Raw genomic sequence first — 22,382 nt, forward strand, 5'->3', positions numbered from 1 at the left:
ATATATTGATTAGCCCCATGAAGGATTTCTTGGGCATTCGTTCATTTCGCTAATCAATTCTAAGCTTTTCTTTGTTTGAAAAAGTCCTACCCTCGCGATACCATCGTCCTGATGGCCGCTTGGCTCGGCACGTCCTGTGCCGAATTACGGACTTTTTTAAAGTCGAAAAGCTAAGAATTGCTAAAGCTCATGAAAGAGCCTTTTGAAATCCTTTCATGGGGCTTTTTCATATTTTAGATAACAAACAGGTTTGTCAACAATCTGAGAGGTATTTTTGCCTCTTTTTATTTTGCCTGCAGGAAAAATAAAAAAATAATAGAAGTAATATTTAATCGCAACATAATTTAATTTTATATCGTCTAATATGTGAAGGGAGGAAGAGGTGTGATAAGTAGGCAGGATAGAAGTACAGAAATAGAAACTTTGATTGATGAATATGGGGATGATATTTTAAGGCTTTGCTATATATACACAAAGGATTATTCACAGGCTGAGGATTTGTTTCAAGAAGTCTTTATAAAAATATATAAAAGTTTGGATAATTTTAGACAGGATTCAGACATATATACTTGGATTACAAGGATAGCAATAAATACTTGTAAAGATTATTTAAAAAGTGCTTGGATAAAGAGAAATATTTTATTTTGGGATGTAAAAACAGAAGAAAAGGGGACTGTAGAAACTGATGTTATTAAAGGAATAGATCGTGATTATATACTTAATGCAGTATTAAATCTACCTGAAAAGTATAGGGTTGTTATATATCTTTACTATTACAAAGGGTTTACAACAGCGGATATATCGCAGATATTAAATACCAAAGAATCGACTATAAGAAGTAGGCTTATGAGGGCGAGAGAAATACTTAAAAGCAATCTTAAGGAGGGATTAGCCTATGAGGAATGACAAAAGAGAGCTTGATTTAAGAAGGCTTGATGAAATACAAGTAAGTGATGAGCTAAAAAGAAGGACTATATTAAAATGTAAAGATTTAAATAAAGGAGGGATAGTTATGAAGAGAAGATGGGCAGCGGCAGTTATGACTCTAATAGTTTCAATTTTCGCCTTTACCTATGTATTATCTTATTTAAGACAGGATAAGGATACAAGAGAAGTTTCATATGAGCTTACACAGGTTCAAAGTAAAAAAGAGTTTTTATCAATGATAAATAAAAAATTAAAGGAACAAAATGGTGGAATAAGGTTATTTGGAGGAAGACAAGTGGCAGAAAAGGCGGCAGATTCTTCTGCACAAAATAATTCAAAAGAGCATTCAAGCACCAATGTTCAGGTCGAGGGAATAGATGAAGCAGACATAATAAAGACTGATGGACAGTATATTTATGTAATAAACTTTGAGAGGAATGAATTGAATGTATATACTGCAGAGGAAAAACCCAAAAAGATATTTAGTTTAAAGGGAGAAGATATATTAGGCAGTAGAGAGGCAAAGGAGTTTAAAGGCTTTAAAAGAAATATAGGCCTACAGGATATGTTTCTATATAAAAATGGCAACAAAAATTACTTGGTTATTATGTCTATTGTAAGTAGGTATAAAGAAAATACTGAACATCCATCATTAAAAGAAAGGGTAATAGGAATAATGCCTATTTACTATGGAGAAAACACAACACTTATAAGTGTTTATGATGTATCCGATATTGAAAAGGTTGATGTAGTGAAGCAATACGAAATTACAGGAGATAAACTATCAGCAAGACTAAAGGATGGGAAGGTTTATTTAGTTACAAATAAGGGATTTTACTATTATTTTAGAGAATCAAGTAATAGTAACAATCTATTACCATACTATATAGAATATGGTCAAGAAGTAGAGAAAAAAGAAATAGATGTAAGTAACATTAGATATAACAAACAGGATATTCAGCCAAACTATACAATCATTTCATCAATTGATTTAAACAAAAATACAATAAATAATCAGGTTATTTTAGGATATTTTGAAAATATGTATATGTCTCACGATAGTCTATATCTTGTTAAAATAGCTTTAAACTACAAAGAGATAAAGCAGGATTCAAATAAACCTAACGAGAGTATTGCAGTTTCAATTTATGATGAAGATACAGTTATATATAAATTTGATTTAGGTGAGAAGGTTGAGTATAAAAAGTTTATATCAGTTAAGGGAAGAATAATAAATCAATTTTCGATGGATGAATATGATGGATATTTTAGAATAGCAACAACAGAGAGCATAAATCAAAACAATAAATTTACAACAACAAATAATGTATATGTTATAGACAAAAATATGAATGTTGTAGGAAAGATTAATAATATAGCACCAGATGAAAGAATATACTCAACAAGATTTGTTAAAGATAAGCTATATATGGTAACTTTTAAGCAGGTAGATCCTCTATTTGTAATCGACCTTAAAAATCCAAGACAACCTAAAATTTTAGGTCTATTGAAGATTCCAGGATATAGCACCTACCTTCACCCATACGATGAAAATACAATAATAGGCTTTGGTATGGATACAGGAGAAATGGAAGGAAGAGTTGTAAACAAGGGAATGAAGGTTGCAATATTTGATGTATCAGATGTAAATAATCCAAAGCAAAAGGACAGCATTGAAATTGGAGGAAAGGGTACCTTCTCAGAATCATTATATAACCATAAGGCACTTGTTGAGTATAGAAAGTACAATTTATATGCCTTTGAATTATATGAGACAAAAAATGACGATTCCTATGTTTTAGATTTTGCAGGACTTTGTTTAATGCAGATAGAAAATAACAAGATAGATATTAAGGCAAAAATATCCCACAGCATAACAAGTTCTCAAAATGAATATAAAGAACCTATTTATGGCTATAGAGCAGTATTTGTAGATAACCTAATGTTTGTAATTTCAAGTAGGGCCATAAGTGTAATTAATCTTGATAATATGAAGGAAGTCTACAGGGGAAATATATGATAAATTAGTGGAAAAGTATTGAAAAGGCTTATGATTTTTGTTAAAATAAAATTGCCACGAAGGCAAATTGGTTAGTTTGTTTTTTAGGAAAGTATTGTTACCACGAGGGTAGCGTTTAAAACGCTACCCTTTTTTGTTGGCATTCATATCACTTATAACTTATTAAATTTTTAAGGAGGGATTTTTATGCATATACCTGAAAACTATCTAAGCCCATCAACTTGTACAGCCTTTTATTTAGCAATCATACCAATAATAAAAAGAACTATATTAAAAGTTAAAGAGCAATTAGATAGGAGAAGGATGTCACTTTTAGGTGTGGCAGCAGCCTATTCCTTTTTAATAATGATGTTTAATGTTCCGCTACTTGGCGGAACAACAGGCCATGCCGTTGGAGCTGTTATAATAGCTATACTTTTTGGGCCCTATGCAGCCTTTATAGCAGTAGCTGTTGCACTTACCATTCAAGCCCTATTCTTTGGGGATGGAGGTATATTATCATTAGGTGCAAATATATTTAATATGGCCTTTGCTATGTCCTTCAGTGGATACTATATATATAATAGGCTAAAGAACAAAAATGAAAACTTAGCGGTTTTTTTAGGTTCATATGTAGGACTTAATATTGCAGCATTTTTAACTGCGATAGAATTTGGAATACAGCCATACCTATTTAAAGCAGCAGATGGGACGCCACTTTATTGCCCATATGGATTAAATGTAGCAATACCAGCAATGATGCTGTCCCATCTTTTAGTTGCAGGGGTTATAGAGGGTGTTATATCATTACTTATATATAAGGTTTCAAAACAAATTGAATTAGTAAAGATTTATGAGAATAATGAAGAACCAAAGGTTATGAATAAAATATATATATTTATTGCTGCATTGATAGCCTTATCCCCACTTGGATTAATTGCTCAAGGAACAGCTTGGGGGGAGTGGGGGTTAGATGAGATAAAAGATATTTTAGGTTTTGTTCCAAAGGGAATGGAAAAGGGAATAAATTTTGAAGCTATTATGCCTGATTATACAGTTTCAGGAGTAAATGAAGTTTTAGGATATATTATATCTGCTATTTTGGGTGTTATGATAATTATGCTTTTATTTAGACTAATAAGTATTTTTTCAAAGAAGGGGATAGAAAATTAAATGGATTGGTTAAAGGAAAAGGATGAATTTGAGTTTGAAATTAAAAATGAATCTTTTATTGAAAAAACTTTATCTTCACTACTTAGCCTTATATCAAAGATAAGGAGATTTGATAATAGGGATAGAGGTATATATAAAATACACGAGGCCTTTAAGCTATACTTTACGCTAATTAACATAATACTTCTATCCCTTTCCTTTAATAAGTTTTATATAATGTTAAATGCTGCATATGTGATATTACTTATAATTTTTTTAGACGACAAGGATGTTTTAAGAATATTAAATATGCTATTATTAGTATTTATTTTCTCATCTTTAATAATTGGTCCATCATTATTTTTGGGAAACAAAAATGCATTATTGGTTATAGTTAAAATAACTATATCAGTTGCTTTGACAATGATTATGTCAATTACATCAAATTGGCATAATATAATTTCAGCCTTTAGACTAATTAAAGTACCAAATATAGTTCTTTTTATATTTGATTCTGCAATAAGGTTTATATACTTATTATCAGAAAGGGCATATGCAATACTTTGTAGCTTAAAGATAAGGAGTGTTGGGCAAATAAAGAAGCCATACAGCACTCTATCACAAATAATGTATAATTTATTTGTAACTTCTATTGATATGAGCTTTAAAATGGATGAAGCTTTAGAGTGTAGATGTTTTAGCGGGGAGTTTAAATATAGTATATATAAAAAGATTGGAAAGTTTGAGTTTTTATATAGTATAATAAACTTAATTATTATTGTAGGATTTTTTATATTACGTTAGCAATTATAAATATTAAGGTGGTAAAATGATTGAAATAAAAAATTTAACTTGTAGGTTGAATGAAAATATAGTATTAGACGATGTATCCTTTAAAATTAATAAGGGGGAAAATGTTGCTATAATTGGACCAAATGGTTCAGGTAAAACTACTTTACTTAGGGTTTTAAATGGACTTATCGACGTTAAAAGGGGAGAATATATATTTGACGGACAAAGAATTGATAGCAAGTTTTTAAATGATGCAAAGAAGAGAAAAATATTTCATAAACGGATAGGATTTGTATTTCAAAACTCAGATAATCAGTTGTTTTGCAAAACAGTTTTTGATGAAATAGCCTTTGGATTGTTACAGTTTGATATAAAATATGAAGAGATTGAAAAGAGGGTTTATGACTGCTTAAAATTGCTTGATATTGAACATTTAAAAAATAGAGTTCCTTATACTTTAAGCGGAGGAGAAAAGAAAAAGGTAGTAATTGCTTCAACCCTTGCACTAAATCCAGAGGTTTTGATATTAGACGAACCTTTGAATGAAATTGACCCAAAGAGTAAAAGAAAAATAAAGGAGCTACTGCAAACTTTAAATGATTTCGGTAAAACCATAATCTGTGCAACCCACGATTTTGACTATTTTAAGGGATTGTTTAAAAGAGCAATTGTTTTATCAAGTGAACACAAAATAATATACGATGGTGATTTTGATAGACTAATAGGTGATAAGGAATTTTTAGAAAAAAATAATATAATTTAGATGCTGCCTCTTAAGGTGACTTAAACTTTTTACTACTTAAGTTTAAGCTACTTATAAGAGGCAGCATTTTTTATTCACAGTTTGTTAATAATTCTGTCATTTTCACTCCTTTTAAAACCTATAAAATGAATTTAAAAATTGATGGGAGGAGAGAAAATGAAGAAAAGCCTTAAAATCTTAATTGGTACTGTTCTAATTCTAATAATTTCCTTTACTGTATATTATTTTTACTCTAAAAAAAGCACTTCTAATAATGTACAATCAACAGTTAGATACATACCCCAAAGAGTAGTAAAACAGGATATTTCGGTTAAAATCAAGTCAACGGGTATTGTTTTTGCTGGTACTTCAAAGGAGGTTTTTGCTAAAAATAGTGGTGAGGTTAAAAACTTGAATGTAAAGGTTAAAGATACAGTAAAGGAAGGAGAGACACTTTTAACTGTATATAATGAGCAAATAGAATCACAAATAACGAGTGCAGAGATTAATATAGAAAAATTAAATCTACAATTAAATAATGCAAAGTCAGAGGATGAGGCAAAACTTATCAATCTACAGTTAAAGGAGGCAAAAAATAATCTATCAAATATAAAAAAGCAAAAAAGCGAAATGACCATAAAGGCTCCAATTAGCGGTGTTGTAACTGTAGTTAATGTAAATAATGGGGATAATGTTCAATCAGGAAAAACTTTATTAACAATAGTTGATCCCAAATCTCTTAAAATAAAGACTTCTGTTGATGAACTTGATATATCTAAAATTAGTATTGGCCAAAAGGTAAATATAAAAATAAATGCCCTTGAGGACAAAACATTTCAAGGTAAGGTTGAGGAGATTTCGGATATAGGAACAACTCAAAATAATGTAACAAGCTATGATGTAATAGTATCTATTGAAAACCCAGAAGGAATAAAGCTTGGGATGACCGCAAGTATAGAGATTGAAGCACAAAGCAAAAAGGATGCACTATTAATACCAATTGAAGCACTTCAAGAAATAAATGAAAAAAAATATGTCCTTCTTCAAGAACAAAATGAAAATACACAAACTACTGAACAAAATAGCGTCAATTCAAGTAATCAGACAAGGAGTCAGAGAAGACAATTTGGATTTACAGAAGGAAATGGTAAATTAGTCGAAATAAAGACAGGACTGAGAAATGATAGCTTTATAGAGGTTGTGGAGGGATTAAAGGAAGGAGATATTGTACTTGTAAAGGTTTCAATAAGTAAAAATTCAAATACAATTAGAAACAACTTTAGAAATAATAATATGAGGATGCCTGGTATGGAAGGCGGAATGGGAGGACCAGGTGGAGCACCACAAAGATAGGGGTGATTAGATGGAGAGAAATGAAAAGGTTATTGTAATGAAAAATGTTTCCAAGGTATATTCGACGGGTAAAAACCAATACAGGGCGTTAAATGGGGTAAATATTGAAATAGAAAAGGGTGAATTTGTTGCAATAGTTGGACCATCTGGTGCAGGAAAATCTACGCTTATGAATTTAATTGGATGTTTAGACACTTTAACTGAAGGTGAATATTATCTTGATGGAATAAGTATAGGTAATATGAAGGATAATCAGCTTGCTGATATTAGAAATAGAAAAATAGGCTTTATCTTTCAAACCTATAATTTAATAAGTAAACTAAATGTATTAGAAAATGTAGAACTTCCTTTAATATATATGGGTGTTCCCTTTAATGAAACAAGAAAAAGAGCCATCTCTGCTCTAAAAAAGTTAGGATTAGAGAGCCATCTTAAACATAAACCAACAGAGTTGTCGGGTGGACAGATGCAGAGGGTTGCAATAGCAAGAGCAATCGTTACAAATCCAGAGATTATATTAGCGGATGAGCCAACAGGTGCACTTGACTCAAAAACTGGTATGGAAGTTTTAAATATTTTAAAGGAATTAAATAAAGAGGGAAATACAATAGTTTTAATAACCCACGATATGAATATAGCTTCAAATGCCAAAAGAATAGTAACAGTAAAGGATGGAGTAATAGTTTCAGATTCGTGTATAGAAAAGTTAAAGGAGGTGGGAGTATGCGAAGATTGATGCTCTTTAAGATGGCATTTACTTCTGTTGCCTCCAATAAGATAAGAACCTTTTTGACAATGCTTGGGATAATAATTGGAATATCATCAGTTATAACCCTTGTAGGTTTAGGTGAAGGAACAAAAAAACAGGTTCAGGAGCAGATAGAGAGCCTTGGCACAAATTTAATTACTGTTAATATAACCTCAAGAAGAACAAAGAGATTGAGTGATGAGGATATAGAATTAATAAAGACAAAACCAGGAATAAAAAATGTTGCCCCACTCCTAAATCAAAATGGTATAATAGTAAAAAGCGGAACGAAAACATATTCAACAACAGTTGAAGCGTCAACTACTGAGTATTTTGGAATTAGAAAGTTAGATGTAGAAAGCGGCAGAATTTTAGAAAAAGATGATATAGAATCAAGAGGTACAGTTGCAGTAATAGGACAAGAAATAGTGACAGAACTTTTTTCCCTACAGAATCCAATAGGACAAAGTATAAATATTCAAGGTGTTGATTTTACTATTGTTGGTGTTTTAAAGTCCCAAGGAAGTTCAGTAGGTGGTTCTGGAGACAATAGGGTTATAATTCCAATAACAACGGCAAAGAGGCTATTTAAAACAGATGAGGTTAGAACCATATATATAGAGGGAACATCAAGGGAAGATACGCAGCTTGCAAGGGGGTATTTAGAACTCTATTTTAACAGCAGATTTAAAGGAGACACCAGCCAATATAGGGTTTTTGATCAAACAAGCCTTCTTGAAACAGCAACTAAAACAACAGAGTCTATGACATTAATGCTTATGGGAATTGCAGCAATATCACTTTTGGTTGGTGGTATTGGTATTATGAATATAATGCTTGTTGCGGTTATAGAGAGGACACGCGAAATTGGTATAAGGAAGGCACTTGGAGCAAAGAGAAGGGATATAATGATACAGTTTTTAATAGAATCATCGACTGTAAGTTTAATGGGTGGTGTTTTAGGAGTTATTTTAGGGTATATACTTGCAAACATACTAAAATCGATGTTAAATATGGCTGTATATATATCCTTTAATGTTGTATTGTTTACTGTTATATTTTCAATTTTTGTAGGTATATTCTTTGGTATGTATCCAGCAAGCAGAGCATCAAAATTAAACCCAATAGATGCACTTCGTTATGAATAGGGGTGGTAAAATGAAGGAGACTATTTTAGTTGTTGACGATGAAGAAAGAATAAGAAAACTTATTTGTGCATATTTAAATAAAGAAGATTACAATACCCTCGAGGCTTCAAATGGCTTCGAGGCTATTAATATCTTAAAAAAAGAAAAGGTACATCTTGTTGTACTTGATGTTATGATGCCTGTTTTAGATGGATGGCAAACTTTGGTAGAAATTAGAAAATTTTCAGATGTTCCTGTTATTATGCTCACAGCAAAATCAGAGGATGATGATAAGCTTTTAGGGTTTTCACTTGGAGTAGATGTGTATTTAACAAAACCATTAAGTCCTAAGGTGGTTTTAGCAAGTGTATCTGCTATTATAAAACGAGTATATCATTCGAAAAATGAATTGTGTATAGATGTTGTTGATGGACTTAGAATTGACGAAGCAGCATATTCTGTTTACTTAGATAATGAGGAGATTATTTTGTCCCCAAAGGAATTTGAATTATTATTGTATCTGTATAAAAATAAAGAAATAATTTTAACAAGAGAACAGATTTTAGACAGTGTTTGGGGATTAGAAAAGGATGTGGATTTAAGAACGGTTGATACACATATAAGGAGAATACGTGAAAAATTAAAGGAAAAATCCTATTTAATAACAACGATAAGAGGAGTGGGATATAAATTTGATGCAAAAAATGAGAGGTAGTATTGTAAAGAAGTTATTTTTAATAAACTCATTAATATTAGTCTTTTTTATTATATTATCTTTTGCATTTCAGCACATATTCTTTGAAAGATTTTATGTTCATAAAAGAAAAATTGAGACAATAAATGTTTTAAGCAATTTTGTTGAAGCATATGAAAAAACAGGAGATCTAAAATTATCCTTTGAAAAGTCAGTTGATATTAATAAGGCCTTTGGTTACAGGTTTTTGATTTTAGATAAAGAAGGAAATGTAAAATATGCTGTAAATCCAGCAGTAGATAAAGGTGCAAAGGAAAACATAAGAATTCTTACAGATGCAATATTTAGGATAAGCACAGATAATTTGCTATCTAAAGTTAAAAAGAACAAATATTTTTCTATGGTTTATTATAATAAAAGATATCCGATAAGTAGCATTATAACCATATATAATTTTAGTCAAAAAAATGAGTATGTTGTATGTACTTCGTTGCTTCAACCAATAAATGAGGCGTCTAAGGTAATAAAGGAGCTTTATGTATATCTATTTGGGGTGGGAATAATTGTTACTTTAGTAATATCGTTAATATACTCTAAAAATGTTTCAAGACCTATACTGGAAATAAAGGATGTAGCGGACAGGATTGCTAATTTAGATTTCAGCAAAAGAATTGAAATAAAGTCGGATGATGAACTTGGAATGCTTGCGAGTGCAATAAATAAAATGTCTGAAAATCTAAAGGATGCACTAAATTCCTTAAGGGAGGCAAATAAAAGGCTTCAGGAGGATATAGAAAAAGAAAAAAAACTTGAAAGGATGAGAAAGGATTTTATAGCAGCTACATCTCACGAGCTAAAAACACCCATAAACCTTATACAAGGGTATCTTGAGGCCTTTAAAGATGATGTTTTTGAAGAAAAGGATAAGGATTATTATATAGATATTTTACTTGATGAAACTAAGAATATGGCAAATCTTGTTAACGATATGCTTGATTTATCTCAACTTGAATCAGGAAAATATAATTTGGTTATTGAGGAATTTAATTTAAAGGATTTAGTGATGAGGGTAGTTAAAAAGTTTGAGGGAAGTATAAGAGAAAATAAAATAGATTTGATAATGAATTTGACTGATGTTTTAGTAAAGGCTGACTTTTATAGAATTGAGCAGGTTTTAACTAACTATTTGACCAATGCAATAAGGCATTCAACAGGGAAGGTTGAAATAAATTTATATAAAGAGGATGATTGGGTTAAATTTGAGGTAATTAACTCTGGTGGGAATATACCAGAAGAAGAATTGGAAAATATATGGAGTAAGTTTTATAAAATAGATAAATCGGGAAATAAAAGATATGGGGGTACTGGGTTAGGACTAAGTATAGTTAAAAATATAATTGAACTACACGGAGGAAAGGTTGGGGTCAAAAATATTGACGGTGGAGTTAAGTTTTATTTTGCATTATAGATTTTATTGATAAATAAGCCTTTTTAATATAAAATTATCTTTGAGGGTGTTTTGGAGGTGAATATATGGAACAGGTTTTAAATTTGATTTTGAATAAGTTGGATAATATTGATAAAAGAATGGATAATATTGAAAAAAGAATTGATGGTATTGAACAAAGAATTGATAACATTGAAAAACAAATGGACAATATAGAAAAACGAATGGACAATATTGAGCAACGAATGGATAATATAGAAAAACGAATGGATAATATTGAGCAACGAATGGACAATATTGAGCAGCGAATGGATAATATTGAAAAACGAATGGATAATATCGAACATAGGGTGGATTCCATAGAAATAGACACAAAGGGAATAAAGTTAGATACAAATGAGATAAGAGCAAGTCAAGATAGGCTTGAAGCAAGGTTAGAGGATTTAGATTCTAAAAATGCAAAAAATCATATTGCAATGATGAGTATAATGAAAACAACATACAAGGATGTAAAGTTTGTAAAGCATAAACTTTATCAAACAGAAGAGGATGTATTTGATATTAAGGATTATTTGAAGATAGTAAAGTAGGTGAAAAATTCACCTACTTTTTGTTTTTGGCCTCCAGCCAAAATTAGCATCCTGCTCAAGAGAAGCCACTTGATTTAGATGAGTTTGATGAACCATTTACTTTTATTGTAGGAAGTTTTTTCTTAACAAGTGTACTTTTACATTTAGGGCATTCTACCGTTTCATCTGCGTTTCTTACTAATTCCTCAAATTCGTTTTCACATATTTCACATTTGTAAGTAAATAATGGCATAAATACACCTCCTTTATACCCCTCTATGGTATATTATATATATTAAAATAAAATTTTCAATATTTTATTATGGATAATAAGTTTCTACAAAAAACTATTGTCAAAATAAAATATTTATGTTATTATAAAGATGTCAAAGGGAAACATAAATATTTATATAAATAAAGGGAGGATGTTAAAATGAAAAAGTTTGTATGTACAATATGTGGTTATGTTCACGAAGGAATGGATGCACCAGACAAGTGTCCACAATGTAATGCTCCAAAGGAAAAGTTTATAGTAAAAGAAGATGGAAAGCTTGTTTGGGCAGATGAACACAGAATAGGAGTTGCTAAGGATGTTGATCCTGAAATAATAGAAGGACTAAAGATGAACTTTATAGGAGAATGTACTGAAGTTGGTATGTATCTTGCAATGAGCCGTCAAGCCGATAGAGAAGGATATCCAGAAGTAGCTGAGGCATATAAGAGAATAGCAATAGAAGAGGCAGAACACGCAGCAAAGTTTGCAGAACTTTTAGGCGAAGTTGTAACTGACAGCACAAAGAAGAACTTAGAGATGAGAGTTCAAGCAGAATATGGTGCTTGTGAAGGAAAGTTAAAGCTTGCAAAGAGAGCAAAGGAACTAAACCTTGATGCAATTCACGACACTGTTCACGAAATGTGCAAAGATGAAGCAAGACACGGTGCAGCATTCAAGGGATTATTAGAAAGATATTTCAATAAGTAATATAAAGTTAAACGACTGTTCAATGAACAGTCGTTTTTTTATAAGAAAATTTATTATAACCTGTATAATTTATAAAAATTTGGTTAACTTATATGGGAGGGGTGATAAGTATGGCAAAGAAAGAAGAAAAGAAACAAAAGAAAAACAGAAAAAAAGAATCTATGCCTGAAGAAGAATAATGTGTCCTAATCGGACACATTATTTTTTATTTAAAAAAATATAAAATATAACTAATGATATAATTATCATTTTATTAAATATAAGCTATATTGAGTAAAATGTAGTATAATACTAATATTGGTATGATTTTTTTAGCTTCCATAAAAATATACTTCAAAATGAAAAAATGTCACATTTCACCTGGGTGGCACTTTTTTGGGGGGTGAAAAGATGTTGCTTGAATATTATTTGTTAATCGTTAATATCTTAGGTATTTTTCTTATTATGATAGATAAATTAAAAGCGAAATATAAAAGATGGAGAATAAAGGAGAATACTCTATTGATTGTAACTCTAATAGGTGGAAGTATAGGTGTATATTTATCTATGTATATCTTTCACCATAAAACAAGAAAACCTAAGTTTAGGTATGGAGTACCTGCAATAATTATATTGCAATTGTTGATATCTTTTTTAATATTTAAATAAATTAAATTTCCCTTGATATTATAGGAAGGTAAATATAAAATAGTAGAGAAATTATAAATGGAGGTATTTTTATGTCTCTAAAGGGAAATTTAGAAATGAAAATAAGCAATGCTTTAATACATTTTGAAAAGGAAGAGATAGGTCGTGGTGCAGAAGAAGCAATGGCACACATATTTAAGGATATGATTATTGTCAGGTTAAAAAAGGTCTTAACCCCTGCAGAAAAAAGGCTTGCACAATCTCCAGAGGGAAGAAAAACAATTAAAGAGTTTAGATATATGCTTGAGGATGTCTTAAGAGGAAAACTGGAGGCTATAATAGAGGAGATTGTAAATGTAAAGGTTGTAAGTATTCACTGTGACATTAGTACCAAAACAGGTGAGTATCTTATGGTTTTTGTTATGGAAAAGGATGTTGAAAGTTTGTTTAAGGAGTGATGGGTAATGGATATTATAAAAAGGCTTTCAGAGGAGCTTGGAATAAAGGAATGGCAAGTAAAAAACACAGTAGATTTAATTGATGCAGGAAATACCATTCCCTTTATTGCAAGATACCGTAAAGAGGCTACAGGAAATCTTGATGATACGACTCTCAGAAATTTTTATGAAAGGTTGACGTATCTTAGAAACCTATTGGCTAAAAAAGATGAAGTAAAAAGACTAATAGATGAACAGGGAAAGTTAACAGATGAAATAGTTGCAAAGATTGAGGCAGCTGAGACAATAACAGAAGTAGATGATATTTATCGTCCCTTTAGGCCAAAGAAGAGGACAAGAGCAATTATTGCTAAGGAAAAGGGATTAGAACCACTTGCTAATTTAATAATTTCACAGGATTTTGATGGAGATTTAGATAAGGAAGCAGAAAAATACATAAATGAAGAGTTAAAGGTATTAACAAAGGAAGATGCTATTTTAGGTGCACTTGATATTATAGCAGAGGATATATCAGACAATGCAGATTACAGAAAGGCAATTAGAGATATTACATATAAAGAGGGAGTTATAGTAACTAAAAAGACTAAGGATGAACGTTCACCATACGAAATGTACTACGATTATAGTGAGGCGGTTTGTAGAATTGTACCCCATAGAATTTTAGCAATAAACAGAGGAGAAAGAGAAGAATTTTTACAAGTTAAGATAGATGCACCAGTTGATAAAATACTTCTATATCTTGAAAAGAAGATAATAAAAAGAGAAGCACAGGAGACAAAATACATAAGGGATGCAATAAAGGACAGCTACAATAGATTGATTTCTCCTTCTATAGAGAGGGAAATTAGAAATATGCTTACAGACAAAGCAGAAGAGCAGGCAATAAAGGTATTTTCAATTAACTTAAAAAATCTACTTCTGCAACCTCCTGTAAAAAATAAGGTGGTTTTAGGATTTGACCCTGCGTTTAGAACAGGATGTAAGATAGCTGTTGTAGATGAAACAGGGAAGCTACTTGATACTACAACAGTTTATCCAACAGAACCACAAAACGATATAGAGGGAAGCAAAAGAACTCTTAAGGAATTAATTTACAAGCATAATGTGGAGATTATTTCTTTAGGTAATGGTACTGCATCCCGTGAATCAGAAGCATTTTTATCAGAACTTATAAAGGAAGTAAAGGAGGAAGCTGGAAAAGAGATATTCTATGTAGTTGTATCTGAGGCAGGGGCATCAGTTTATTCAGCATCAGAACTTGCGGCAAAGGAGTTTCCAGATATAAATGTTTCATTAAGAGGTGCAATTTCAATTGCCAGAAGACTTCAGGATCCACTTGCAGAACTTGTAAAAATTGATCCAAAATCAATAGGTGTTGGTCAGTATCAGCACGATGTATCACAAAAGCGTCTTTCAGAGGCATTAAATGGAGTTGTAGAGGATGCGGTAAACTCAGTTGGAGTAGATTTAAATACAGCATCACAATCGCTACTTTCATATGTTTCAGGTATAAATGCTGCTATTGCTAAAAACATAGTAGAATACAGAGAAGAAAATGGAAAATTTAAAAATAGAAGAGAACTTTTAAAGGTAAAAAGGCTTGGAAAGAAGGCCTTTGAGCAGTGTGCAGGATTTTTGAGAATAACAGATGGAGATAATGTTTTTGACAATACTGCTGTTCACCCAGAATCCTATGAAGCTGCAGAAAAACTTATAAATATATTAGGATATAGCAAAGAGGATGTTAAGCAAAATAAACTTCAGGATATAGATGAAAGACTTAAAAATTATGGAGAAGAAAAAATTGCATCTGAAATTAACATAGGAATACCTACATTACTTGATATAGTTAAGGAACTTAAAAAGCCAGGAAGAGATATAAGAGATGAACTTGAAAAACCAATCTTTAGAAGCGATGTCCTAAAGATGGAGGATTTAAAGCCAGGTATGATTTTAAAGGGAACAGTAAGAAATGTAGCTGATTTTGGAGCTTTTGTTGATATAGGAGTTCATCAAGATGGGCTTGTTCATAAATCTGAGATATCAGAAACATATGTAAAACATCCAGCAGATTATGTTAAGGTAGGTCAAGTTGTAGATGTTAAGGTTTTAGAGGTAGATTTAGAAAGAAAGAGAATAGCACTTTCAATGAAGATATAAGGGGGTAATTAGATGATTTTAATAAAAAATGGTACTGTTTTGACTATGGCAGGTAAAGTTATAGAAAATGGATGCGTACTTGTAGATGGCTCAAAGATAAAATATGTAGGAGAAGAAAAGGAATTTGATGGGGATGTTGAAGTAATAGACGCAAAGGGTGGATATATAATGCCCGGTATGATTGATGCCCATTGCCACCTAGGAATGTGGGAGGATGGAGTTGGCTTTGAGGGAGCAGATGGTAACGAAGCAACTGATCCTATAACGCCACATTTAAGAGCAATAGATGGTATAAATCCACTGGATAAAACCTTCAAAGAGGCTTATGAAAATGGTATAACCTGTGTTTGCTCAGGACCTGGAAGTGCTAATGTAATTTCAGGAAGCTTTGCAGTAATAAAAACCTATGGCAAAAGAATAGATAATATGATTGTAAAAAGTCCAGCTGCTATAAAGGTTGCCTTTGGAGAAAATCCAAAATCAACTTATCACGAGAAGCACGAGATGCCTACAACAAGAATGGGAATTGCTGCTCTTTTGAGGGATACATTATATAAGGCACAGGAGTATTTAAATAAAAAGGAAAATGCAGAGGAAGAAGAAGATAAACCAGATTTTGATATCAAGTATGAAAGCTTAATACCTGTTTTAAAAAGGGAAATACCTTTAAAGGTACATGCCCATAGAGCAGATGATATGTTTACTGCAATTAGAATAGCAAAGGAGTTCAATATAGATTTAACCTTAGACCACTGTACAGAGGGACATCTAATAGCTGATGAACTAAAAGAAGAGGGGTATCCTCTTATAGTAGGACCAAGCCTTTCAGAGAGAAGTAAGGTAGAACTTAGGGAATTGACCTTTGAAACAGCAGGTATTCTTAGTAAAAAGGGAATAGATATTGCAATAATGACCGATCACGGAGTTATCCCAATACAATATTTACCTCTTTGTGCAGCTCTTGCAGTAAAGCACGGTATGGATGAAATGGAGGCTTTAAAGGCAATTACAATAAATCCAGCAAAGATATTAAAGATTGATGATAGAGTTGGTTCTTTAGAGGTTGGAAAGGATGCAGATATAGTAGTGTTAGATAAATTTCCACTTGATGTAATGGCAAAGACACAATATGTTTTAATAGATGGAAGAATTGTATTTAAGAGAGCATAAAGGACACCAGGTGTCCTTTAGATTGTTGACAAACCCACTTGTTAGCTAAAGTATGAAAAAGCCCCATGAAAGGATTTCAATAGGCTCTTTCATAAGCTTTAGCAATTCTTAGGTTTTCGACTTTGAAAAAGTCCGTAATTCGGCACAGGACGTGCCGAGCCGAGCGGCCATCAGGAGGATGGCATCGCGAGGGTAGAACTTTTCAAACAAAGAAAAGCTTAGAATTGCTTGGCGAAATGAACGAATGCCTAAGAAATCCTTCATGGGGCTAATCAATATATAACTTTTTAAACATCCTGAAAGTGAATCCGAAGGTGTCCTTATTTTAATGAGTTTTAAATAATTCTTTATTTTTTTATAAAAATTAACTAAATTTTTTTAAATAGATTACGATATATTAAACAGTAACTATTAAAGGAGTGAGAATGTGAGTAGGGAAATTTATGACAAGATTTTAAATACACATCATAGAAGATATTTTTATGACATAGAAAAAACAATAGATAAATTTTATAGTATTTTTGGTGATGACTTTAAGAAGGTTCTATACTTAAAGGGTGAAGAAATTGAAAGAGAAAATATAAAGAGTAAGTTTTTCTTTTTAGAAAGAGGTAAATTTGCAATAAAGCACGACAACTATATGGGAAGGGATATGATATGTAGCTTTGTCTTCCCAGGAGAGTTTTTTAACTTTTCTGTGTTTACAGATGAATCTACCTTTAAATATGAGGCAGCGATAAATAGCTGTGTTTATCTTATTGATAAAGATAAGATATTAAATTATTTAAAGGAAAATGCTGAATTCAGAGGGTATATACACAGCCTAATTATAAAAAGTATGGACTTACAGATGATAAGACAAGGATATACAAGCTCCGGCAACCATAGGCATTCCTTTGTAAGCTTTATACTTGAGTATTTTAATGGATATAGTAGCTATAAGGATGGACAAGTTGAGGTAGAGCTTGATGTAAACTATCAAGAAATAGCCTATCTATTAAATATGACAAGAGAAACTCTATCTCGTATTGTAAGCGAATTTAAAGATAGTGGGATAATAGAATCAGGAAGACGCTATTTAAAAATATTAGATTTAGAAAAATTCTGTGCTTAAAATATTGAATTTAACTGGAAATTATTATATAATACTATGTAGATAAAATAATAAGAATAAAAAATCTTCAGGGCAGGGTGAAATTCCCGACCGGCGGTATAGCCCGCGAGCCGCAAGGCATGACTCGGTGAAATTCCGAGGCCGACAGTATAGTCTGGATGGGAGAAGGTTTATCTTTTTTTGCCTCTGGAGATTTCAGAGGTTTTTTATTTTCTCTCCGCCCTGAGATTAAAGAAAGGGGAGGATTTTATGTCAAAGACACAGAAACTAACAAAAATTTCAATTTTGGCAGCAGTGGCCTATTTAATTATGTTTATTGAATTTCCACTGCCACTTTTTCCAGATTTCTTAAAGATTGACTTAAGCGATGTACCAGCATTATTTGCAGCCTTTGCCTTTGGACCTTTATTTGGTATTGTTGTGGAGGCGATTAAAAATCTTCTACATCTTATTACAAAGGGAAGTACACTTGGTATAGGTGAACTTGCTAATTTTATAGTAGGATCAAGCTTAGTATATACTGCTGGTGCACTTTATAAAAGGGATAAGACAAAAAAGGGAGCAGTTTTGTCTTTAATTGCAGGTATACTTGTTATGGTAGTTATAGCATCTGTTGCAAACTATTATGTTTTCCTACCGCTCTATGAAAAGGTTCTACATTTTCCAATTAAAGCTGTTGTTGAGGTAACTTCAAAGGTAAACAGTTTAGTTGTAGATTTAAATACTTTAATTGTGTACTGCATTATGCCCTTTAATTTGATTAAGGGTATAATAGTATCTCTTGTAACATTTGTACTATACAAAAAAATGCATACGATATTAAAATAAAAGTTATAAATACTACACAATCCATAAAAAGCCCCGTGAGTGGATTGTTAAAATCCTTCACGGGGCTATATCTTATTTTTATAATAGAGCCTGTTTTACGATATTAAATGCCTTATGGCAAAGCTCACCAGCCTCAACCATTGTCTGTATAATCTTAAAGGCATCATCGGCACTCATTCCAGCTCTATAGGGCCTATCTGCCGTTAAAGCTTCATATATGTCGCATACAGCCATAATTCTTGACTCTAAGGATAGTTTATCGGCATCAAACCCTAAGGGATATCCTTTTCCATTAAGTTTTTCGTGATGGTTTGCAGCCCAGTCGGTAATCTCTTCAAAACCGTCAATTTTAGAAAGGATAAGTCTTGTATAATATGTGTGTGAACGCATAATTTGCATTTCCTCTGCGGTAAGTTTACCGTTTTTATCAAGTATAGAATTAGGGATAGAGAGTTTACCTATATCGTGTAGCAGTGCAGCAATTTCCATCTTAAGTGTTTTATTTTTATCAAAACCAATATAGTTACAAACTTTTTTAACATATTTTGCAAGATTTGTAGAGTGAGTATAGGTAAAATGACTTTTGTGGTCTATTATATATGCAAATACTTCAGCAATGCGTTTAATATCTTCAAGTGTTGCAGGTATTTTAGTTTCAGGTATTATTTTATCAAGTATTTGATTTGTGTACGCAATATTTTCAATATCAAGCCAAAAGGCATCAATGGACTGTACTTTGTTATAAACATCAACAATATTTGGATCAAATAGACTGTTTTTATGTTCATTTATCCATTCATTAATTCTATTTCTCTGTATAAAGTTAGATTTTGTTTCATCATACAATATTTCAAATATATCTGCTAATCGTATAATTCTGGATATTAGTGGTATATCCTCTCCCTTTAGTTTATAAACACCAGTACCATTGAAGTTTTCGTGATGGTACTTAATAATGCTTGCAAGTTCCTTATCAATTGGGAGTCTTAGTATAAGAGCTTCTCCAAGCTTAGAATGTTCAAGTATAATATCAAAATCAGAGTGGGCAGAATCTATATCCCTTTTTATTCCTATATCGTGGAGTGCTGTTGCTATAAAAACCTTACTTAAAAAATTATCATCATCATCTATCATTTTTGCAACTCTTAAGGCAACATAGGTTGCCCTTCTTGCGTGATTTAGAAATTTATGTTTTGATAAGTTTAGGTTGGCAGTATAATCTTCAAAATCGGTATCAGCTAAAATACTTGTTTCAGCTAAATCAACGGAAAATGCAAGGGAAGCAACAATTTGATGAAGATCAAGTCTTTCCATAAAACCTCCATAAACTTTTCTATATTTTCTTCGATATATAGTATTGTGCTACTATAGTATTGTACTACAAAACAAACATTAATTCTACAATTTATAACAAAAATCATTATTAAAAGAATTGAATTAGCTGTAAATATTTGATACAATTTAGATGGAGGTGTTAATATGAAGGGAACAGCAGTATCAACTTGGGTAAAAACCTGTAGAAAATTATACGGAGATAACGTTGTAGATAGAGCACTTGAACATATAGGTTTTAATAAAGATAAAATGTTTTCACCTATAGAAGATGTACAGGATGAAAAGGTTAAGTCAATGATGAGCTTTATATCAAAGGAAAAGGGAATTACAACACAGCAGCTTTGGAGAAGTATAGGTAGAGATAACATAAAAACCTTTAGTATAGACTATCCGGCCTTCTTTAAGCACGATAGCCTTTATGGTTTTTTAAAATCTATGTATGATGTACACGTTATTGTGGTAAAGAGAATACCTGGTGCCAAACCTCCAATATTAGAGATGAAACCAATTTCAAAAAGAGAAGCTGTATTTAAATATTTCTCTAAAAGAGGAATGTTTGATTATTTCTTAGGTTTAATAGAAGGTTCTGCAGAATATTATAAAGAAAAGGTTGAAATAAATGAGCTTTCAAAGGCGGCAGATACTCTTGAGTTAAAGTTAACCTTTGAAAGGGATATATATGTGACAGAAAAGTTTAGATTAAACAAGATATTAGGCTTTGTAAAGGATATAGAATTAAAGTCATCAATAGTTACATTAATACTATTTACACTACTTGAAATACCTACACTTTTGGTTTCAAAGGAAGTAGCTTTATATGCATCCTTTGTATATGCCTTAGTTGCAACAATTTTAGGTACTAAACTAATTAACAGGCCACTATATAGAATTGTGAAGGAACTAAAGAGGATAAAATCCCACGAATATGTAGAGGATGGAAGAATAGAAACAGGAGACTACTTCGAAAAAATATTTGATGCATTAAATGAATATAAAGACATAGTAAGAAAGGATTTTGTAGGATTTAAAGGTATTACAGATGAGATGAATACATTTAGCAATACCTTAACAAATATTGCAGATAAGATGAAATATACATCAGATGAAATATCAAGTGTTGTTGAACAGGTGGCAGAGGCGGCTATGACTCAAGCTGGAGAGACAGAAACATCAGTTGCACTACTTAATGACAATGTTGAGGCAATCAAAAATGTAGTAGAAATCGAGATGCAGAACAAGGAAGAACTTGAAAATGCAGTAGAGAAAATAGAGACAAGCTTTAAGTATGTTGATATGACATCTCAAAAACTTAATGAGTTATTAAAGAATTTTGAGGTTGTAAAGAATAGAAGTTTTGAAATAAAAGAACAGGCAAAGGGAATAACAGAGGTTGTAGAACTTGTTTCACAAATTGCGGCACAGACAAATCTTCTTGCACTAAATGCTTCAATTGAGGCAGCACGTGCAGGAGAAGCAGGACGTGGCTTTGCTGTTGTTGCAGATGAGGTTAGAAAGCTTGCAGAACAGTCAAAGGCTGCAGTTGATGATATAAACAACAGACTTCTTGATTTTGTAAATCAGATAGAAATCCAGGTAAATTCAGTTGCAGAGCAGTTTGAAGTTTTAAATGACGAAAACAAAAAGTTAAATACTGCAGTTCATTCAAGTAGTGAAGCAAAGGATACAATAAAGCAGGTTGCAGATAAACTTATTGAAACATCAAATAAGCTTCAATCAGAGACTGATGCTATAATAAAGGTTTATGAAAAGATTGAGTCTCTTGCAGCAATTGCAGAGGAGAATTCTGCATCATCTGAGGAAGTTGCAGCAAATGTTCAAAGTTATACAGAAGAGATTAAGAAGCTTATTGATAGTATTGCAGATTTTAAAAAGATTACAGAACAGTTCTCGCAGGATATAAATATATACAGAATCTAAAAAAAGTTGCCATCAGGCAACTTTTTTATGTTGTTGATAAAACCACTTGTTAGTGAAAGTATGAAAAAGCCCCATGAAAGGATTTCAATAGGCTCATTCATGAGCTTTAGCAATTCTTAGGTTTTCGACTTTGGAAAAGTCCGTAATTCGGCACAGGACGTGCCGAGCCGAGCGGCCATCAGGACGATGGCATCGCGAGGGTAGGACTTTTTCAAACAAA

At 31.8% G+C, this 22,382-nt stretch carries 21 protein-coding genes and 1 riboswitch; of the genes, 19 read left to right on the top strand and 2 right to left on the bottom strand.

Going from position 1 to position 22,382, the window contains the following annotated elements; genetic code table 11:
- Positions 1 to 384 precede the first annotated feature (384 nt).
- The 11 genes from JG776_RS09110 (at position 385) to JG776_RS09160 (ending at position 11,571) form a co-directional block, all read left to right on the top strand.
- The gene (locus JG776_RS09110) at positions 385 to 906 is read left to right on the top strand and encodes a sigma-70 family RNA polymerase sigma factor (protein WP_291966797.1); all 522 of its coding nucleotides are present in this window, start codon (positions 385 to 387) and stop codon (positions 904 to 906) included.
- Complete coding sequence (locus JG776_RS09115) at positions 896 to 2,947, top strand: beta-propeller domain-containing protein (RefSeq protein WP_291966798.1); 2,052 nt, start codon at positions 896 to 898, stop codon at positions 2,945 to 2,947. Before JG776_RS09110 ends, JG776_RS09115 begins: the two co-directional genes overlap by 11 nt.
- A gap of 186 nt (positions 2,948 to 3,133) precedes the next feature.
- The gene (gene cbiM / locus JG776_RS09120) at positions 3,134 to 4,099 is read left to right on the top strand and encodes a cobalt transporter CbiM (RefSeq protein WP_291966799.1); all 966 of its coding nucleotides are present in this window, start codon (positions 3,134 to 3,136) and stop codon (positions 4,097 to 4,099) included.
- Positions 4,100 to 4,882 (top strand): energy-coupling factor transporter transmembrane protein EcfT, encoded by a 783-nt coding sequence (locus JG776_RS09125; protein ID WP_291966801.1) that lies wholly within the window; start codon positions 4,100 to 4,102, stop codon positions 4,880 to 4,882. It begins immediately after the preceding gene.
- 25 nt (positions 4,883 to 4,907) lie between these two features.
- The gene (locus JG776_RS09130) at positions 4,908 to 5,633 is read left to right on the top strand and encodes an ABC transporter ATP-binding protein (RefSeq protein ID WP_291966803.1); all 726 of its coding nucleotides are present in this window, start codon (positions 4,908 to 4,910) and stop codon (positions 5,631 to 5,633) included.
- 156 nt (positions 5,634 to 5,789) lie between these two features.
- Positions 5,790 to 6,965, top strand: a complete 1,176-nt coding sequence (locus JG776_RS09135) for an efflux RND transporter periplasmic adaptor subunit (protein ID WP_291966804.1) — start codon at positions 5,790 to 5,792, stop codon at positions 6,963 to 6,965.
- Positions 6,966 to 6,975: 10 nt separating this feature from the next.
- The gene (locus tag JG776_RS09140) at positions 6,976 to 7,701 is read left to right on the top strand and encodes an ABC transporter ATP-binding protein (RefSeq protein WP_291966807.1); all 726 of its coding nucleotides are present in this window, start codon (positions 6,976 to 6,978) and stop codon (positions 7,699 to 7,701) included.
- Positions 7,689 to 8,861, top strand: coding sequence for an ABC transporter permease (locus tag JG776_RS09145; RefSeq protein WP_291966808.1), 1,173 nt, complete (start codon positions 7,689 to 7,691; stop codon positions 8,859 to 8,861). The genes JG776_RS09140 and JG776_RS09145 overlap by 13 nt, the downstream gene beginning before the upstream one ends.
- Before the next feature lie 10 nt (positions 8,862 to 8,871).
- Complete coding sequence (locus JG776_RS09150) at positions 8,872 to 9,555, top strand: response regulator transcription factor (RefSeq protein ID WP_291966810.1); 684 nt, start codon at positions 8,872 to 8,874, stop codon at positions 9,553 to 9,555.
- The gene (locus tag JG776_RS09155) at positions 9,536 to 11,002 is read left to right on the top strand and encodes a HAMP domain-containing sensor histidine kinase (RefSeq protein ID WP_291966812.1); all 1,467 of its coding nucleotides are present in this window, start codon (positions 9,536 to 9,538) and stop codon (positions 11,000 to 11,002) included. The genes JG776_RS09150 and JG776_RS09155 overlap by 20 nt, the downstream gene beginning before the upstream one ends.
- Before the next feature lie 65 nt (positions 11,003 to 11,067).
- Positions 11,068 to 11,571, top strand: a complete 504-nt coding sequence (locus JG776_RS09160; protein ID WP_291966814.1) for a hypothetical protein — start codon at positions 11,068 to 11,070, stop codon at positions 11,569 to 11,571.
- A 55-nt stretch (positions 11,572 to 11,626) separates the two neighbouring features.
- On the opposite strand, the gene JG776_RS09165 is transcribed toward JG776_RS09160, so the two are convergent.
- The gene (locus JG776_RS09165) at positions 11,627 to 11,803 is read right to left on the bottom strand and encodes an FmdB family zinc ribbon protein (RefSeq protein WP_073248898.1); all 177 of its coding nucleotides are present in this window, start codon (positions 11,801 to 11,803) and stop codon (positions 11,627 to 11,629) included.
- Between the two features lie 180 nt (positions 11,804 to 11,983).
- Here JG776_RS09165 and JG776_RS09170 point away from each other — a divergent pair, with 180 nt between their 5' ends.
- The 7 genes from JG776_RS09170 to JG776_RS09200 all read left to right on the top strand — a co-directional run bounded on the left by JG776_RS09170 (position 11,984) and on the right by JG776_RS09200 (position 18,889).
- On the top strand, positions 11,984 to 12,532 hold the full coding sequence (locus JG776_RS09170) for an NADH peroxidase (protein ID WP_291966818.1): 549 nt from the start codon (positions 11,984 to 11,986) through the stop codon (positions 12,530 to 12,532).
- A 393-nt stretch (positions 12,533 to 12,925) separates the two neighbouring features.
- The gene (locus JG776_RS09175; RefSeq protein ID WP_291966835.1) at positions 12,926 to 13,180 is read left to right on the top strand and encodes a DUF1294 domain-containing protein; all 255 of its coding nucleotides are present in this window, start codon (positions 12,926 to 12,928) and stop codon (positions 13,178 to 13,180) included.
- Between the two features lie 71 nt (positions 13,181 to 13,251).
- Entirely contained in the window at positions 13,252 to 13,617 is a 366-nt protein-coding gene (locus tag JG776_RS09180; RefSeq protein ID WP_291966820.1) for a DUF2294 domain-containing protein, read from the top strand.
- Between the two features lie 6 nt (positions 13,618 to 13,623).
- Entirely contained in the window at positions 13,624 to 15,777 is a 2,154-nt protein-coding gene (locus JG776_RS09185; RefSeq protein ID WP_291966822.1) for a Tex family protein, read from the top strand.
- Positions 15,778 to 15,789: 12 nt separating this feature from the next.
- On the top strand, positions 15,790 to 16,947 hold the full coding sequence (locus tag JG776_RS09190) for an amidohydrolase (protein WP_291966824.1): 1,158 nt from the start codon (positions 15,790 to 15,792) through the stop codon (positions 16,945 to 16,947).
- A 427-nt stretch (positions 16,948 to 17,374) separates the two neighbouring features.
- Complete coding sequence (locus JG776_RS09195) at positions 17,375 to 18,061, top strand: Crp/Fnr family transcriptional regulator (RefSeq protein WP_291966826.1); 687 nt, start codon at positions 17,375 to 17,377, stop codon at positions 18,059 to 18,061.
- A gap of 59 nt (positions 18,062 to 18,120) precedes the next feature.
- A riboswitch (FMN riboswitch) is annotated at positions 18,121 to 18,235 on the top strand.
- 75 nt (positions 18,236 to 18,310) lie between these two features.
- Positions 18,311 to 18,889 carry an ECF transporter S component gene (locus JG776_RS09200; RefSeq protein WP_291966828.1) on the top strand — a complete coding sequence of 193 codons (579 nt, stop codon included), beginning with the start codon at positions 18,311 to 18,313 and terminating at the stop codon, positions 18,887 to 18,889.
- 78 nt (positions 18,890 to 18,967) lie between these two features.
- Here JG776_RS09200 and JG776_RS09205 read toward each other — a convergent pair whose 3' ends face one another.
- The gene (locus JG776_RS09205) at positions 18,968 to 20,203 is read right to left on the bottom strand and encodes an HD domain-containing phosphohydrolase (protein WP_291966830.1); all 1,236 of its coding nucleotides are present in this window, start codon (positions 20,201 to 20,203) and stop codon (positions 18,968 to 18,970) included.
- Between the two features lie 165 nt (positions 20,204 to 20,368).
- Between JG776_RS09205 and JG776_RS09210 the strand changes: the two genes are divergently transcribed.
- On the top strand, positions 20,369 to 22,162 hold the full coding sequence (locus JG776_RS09210) for a heme NO-binding domain-containing protein (RefSeq protein WP_291966832.1): 1,794 nt from the start codon (positions 20,369 to 20,371) through the stop codon (positions 22,160 to 22,162).
- Positions 22,163 to 22,382 lie beyond the last annotated feature (220 nt).

The organism is Caloramator sp. (assembly GCF_020054765.1).
Lineage (GTDB): Bacteria > Bacillota > Clostridia > Clostridiales > Caloramatoraceae > Thermobrachium > Thermobrachium proteoclasticum.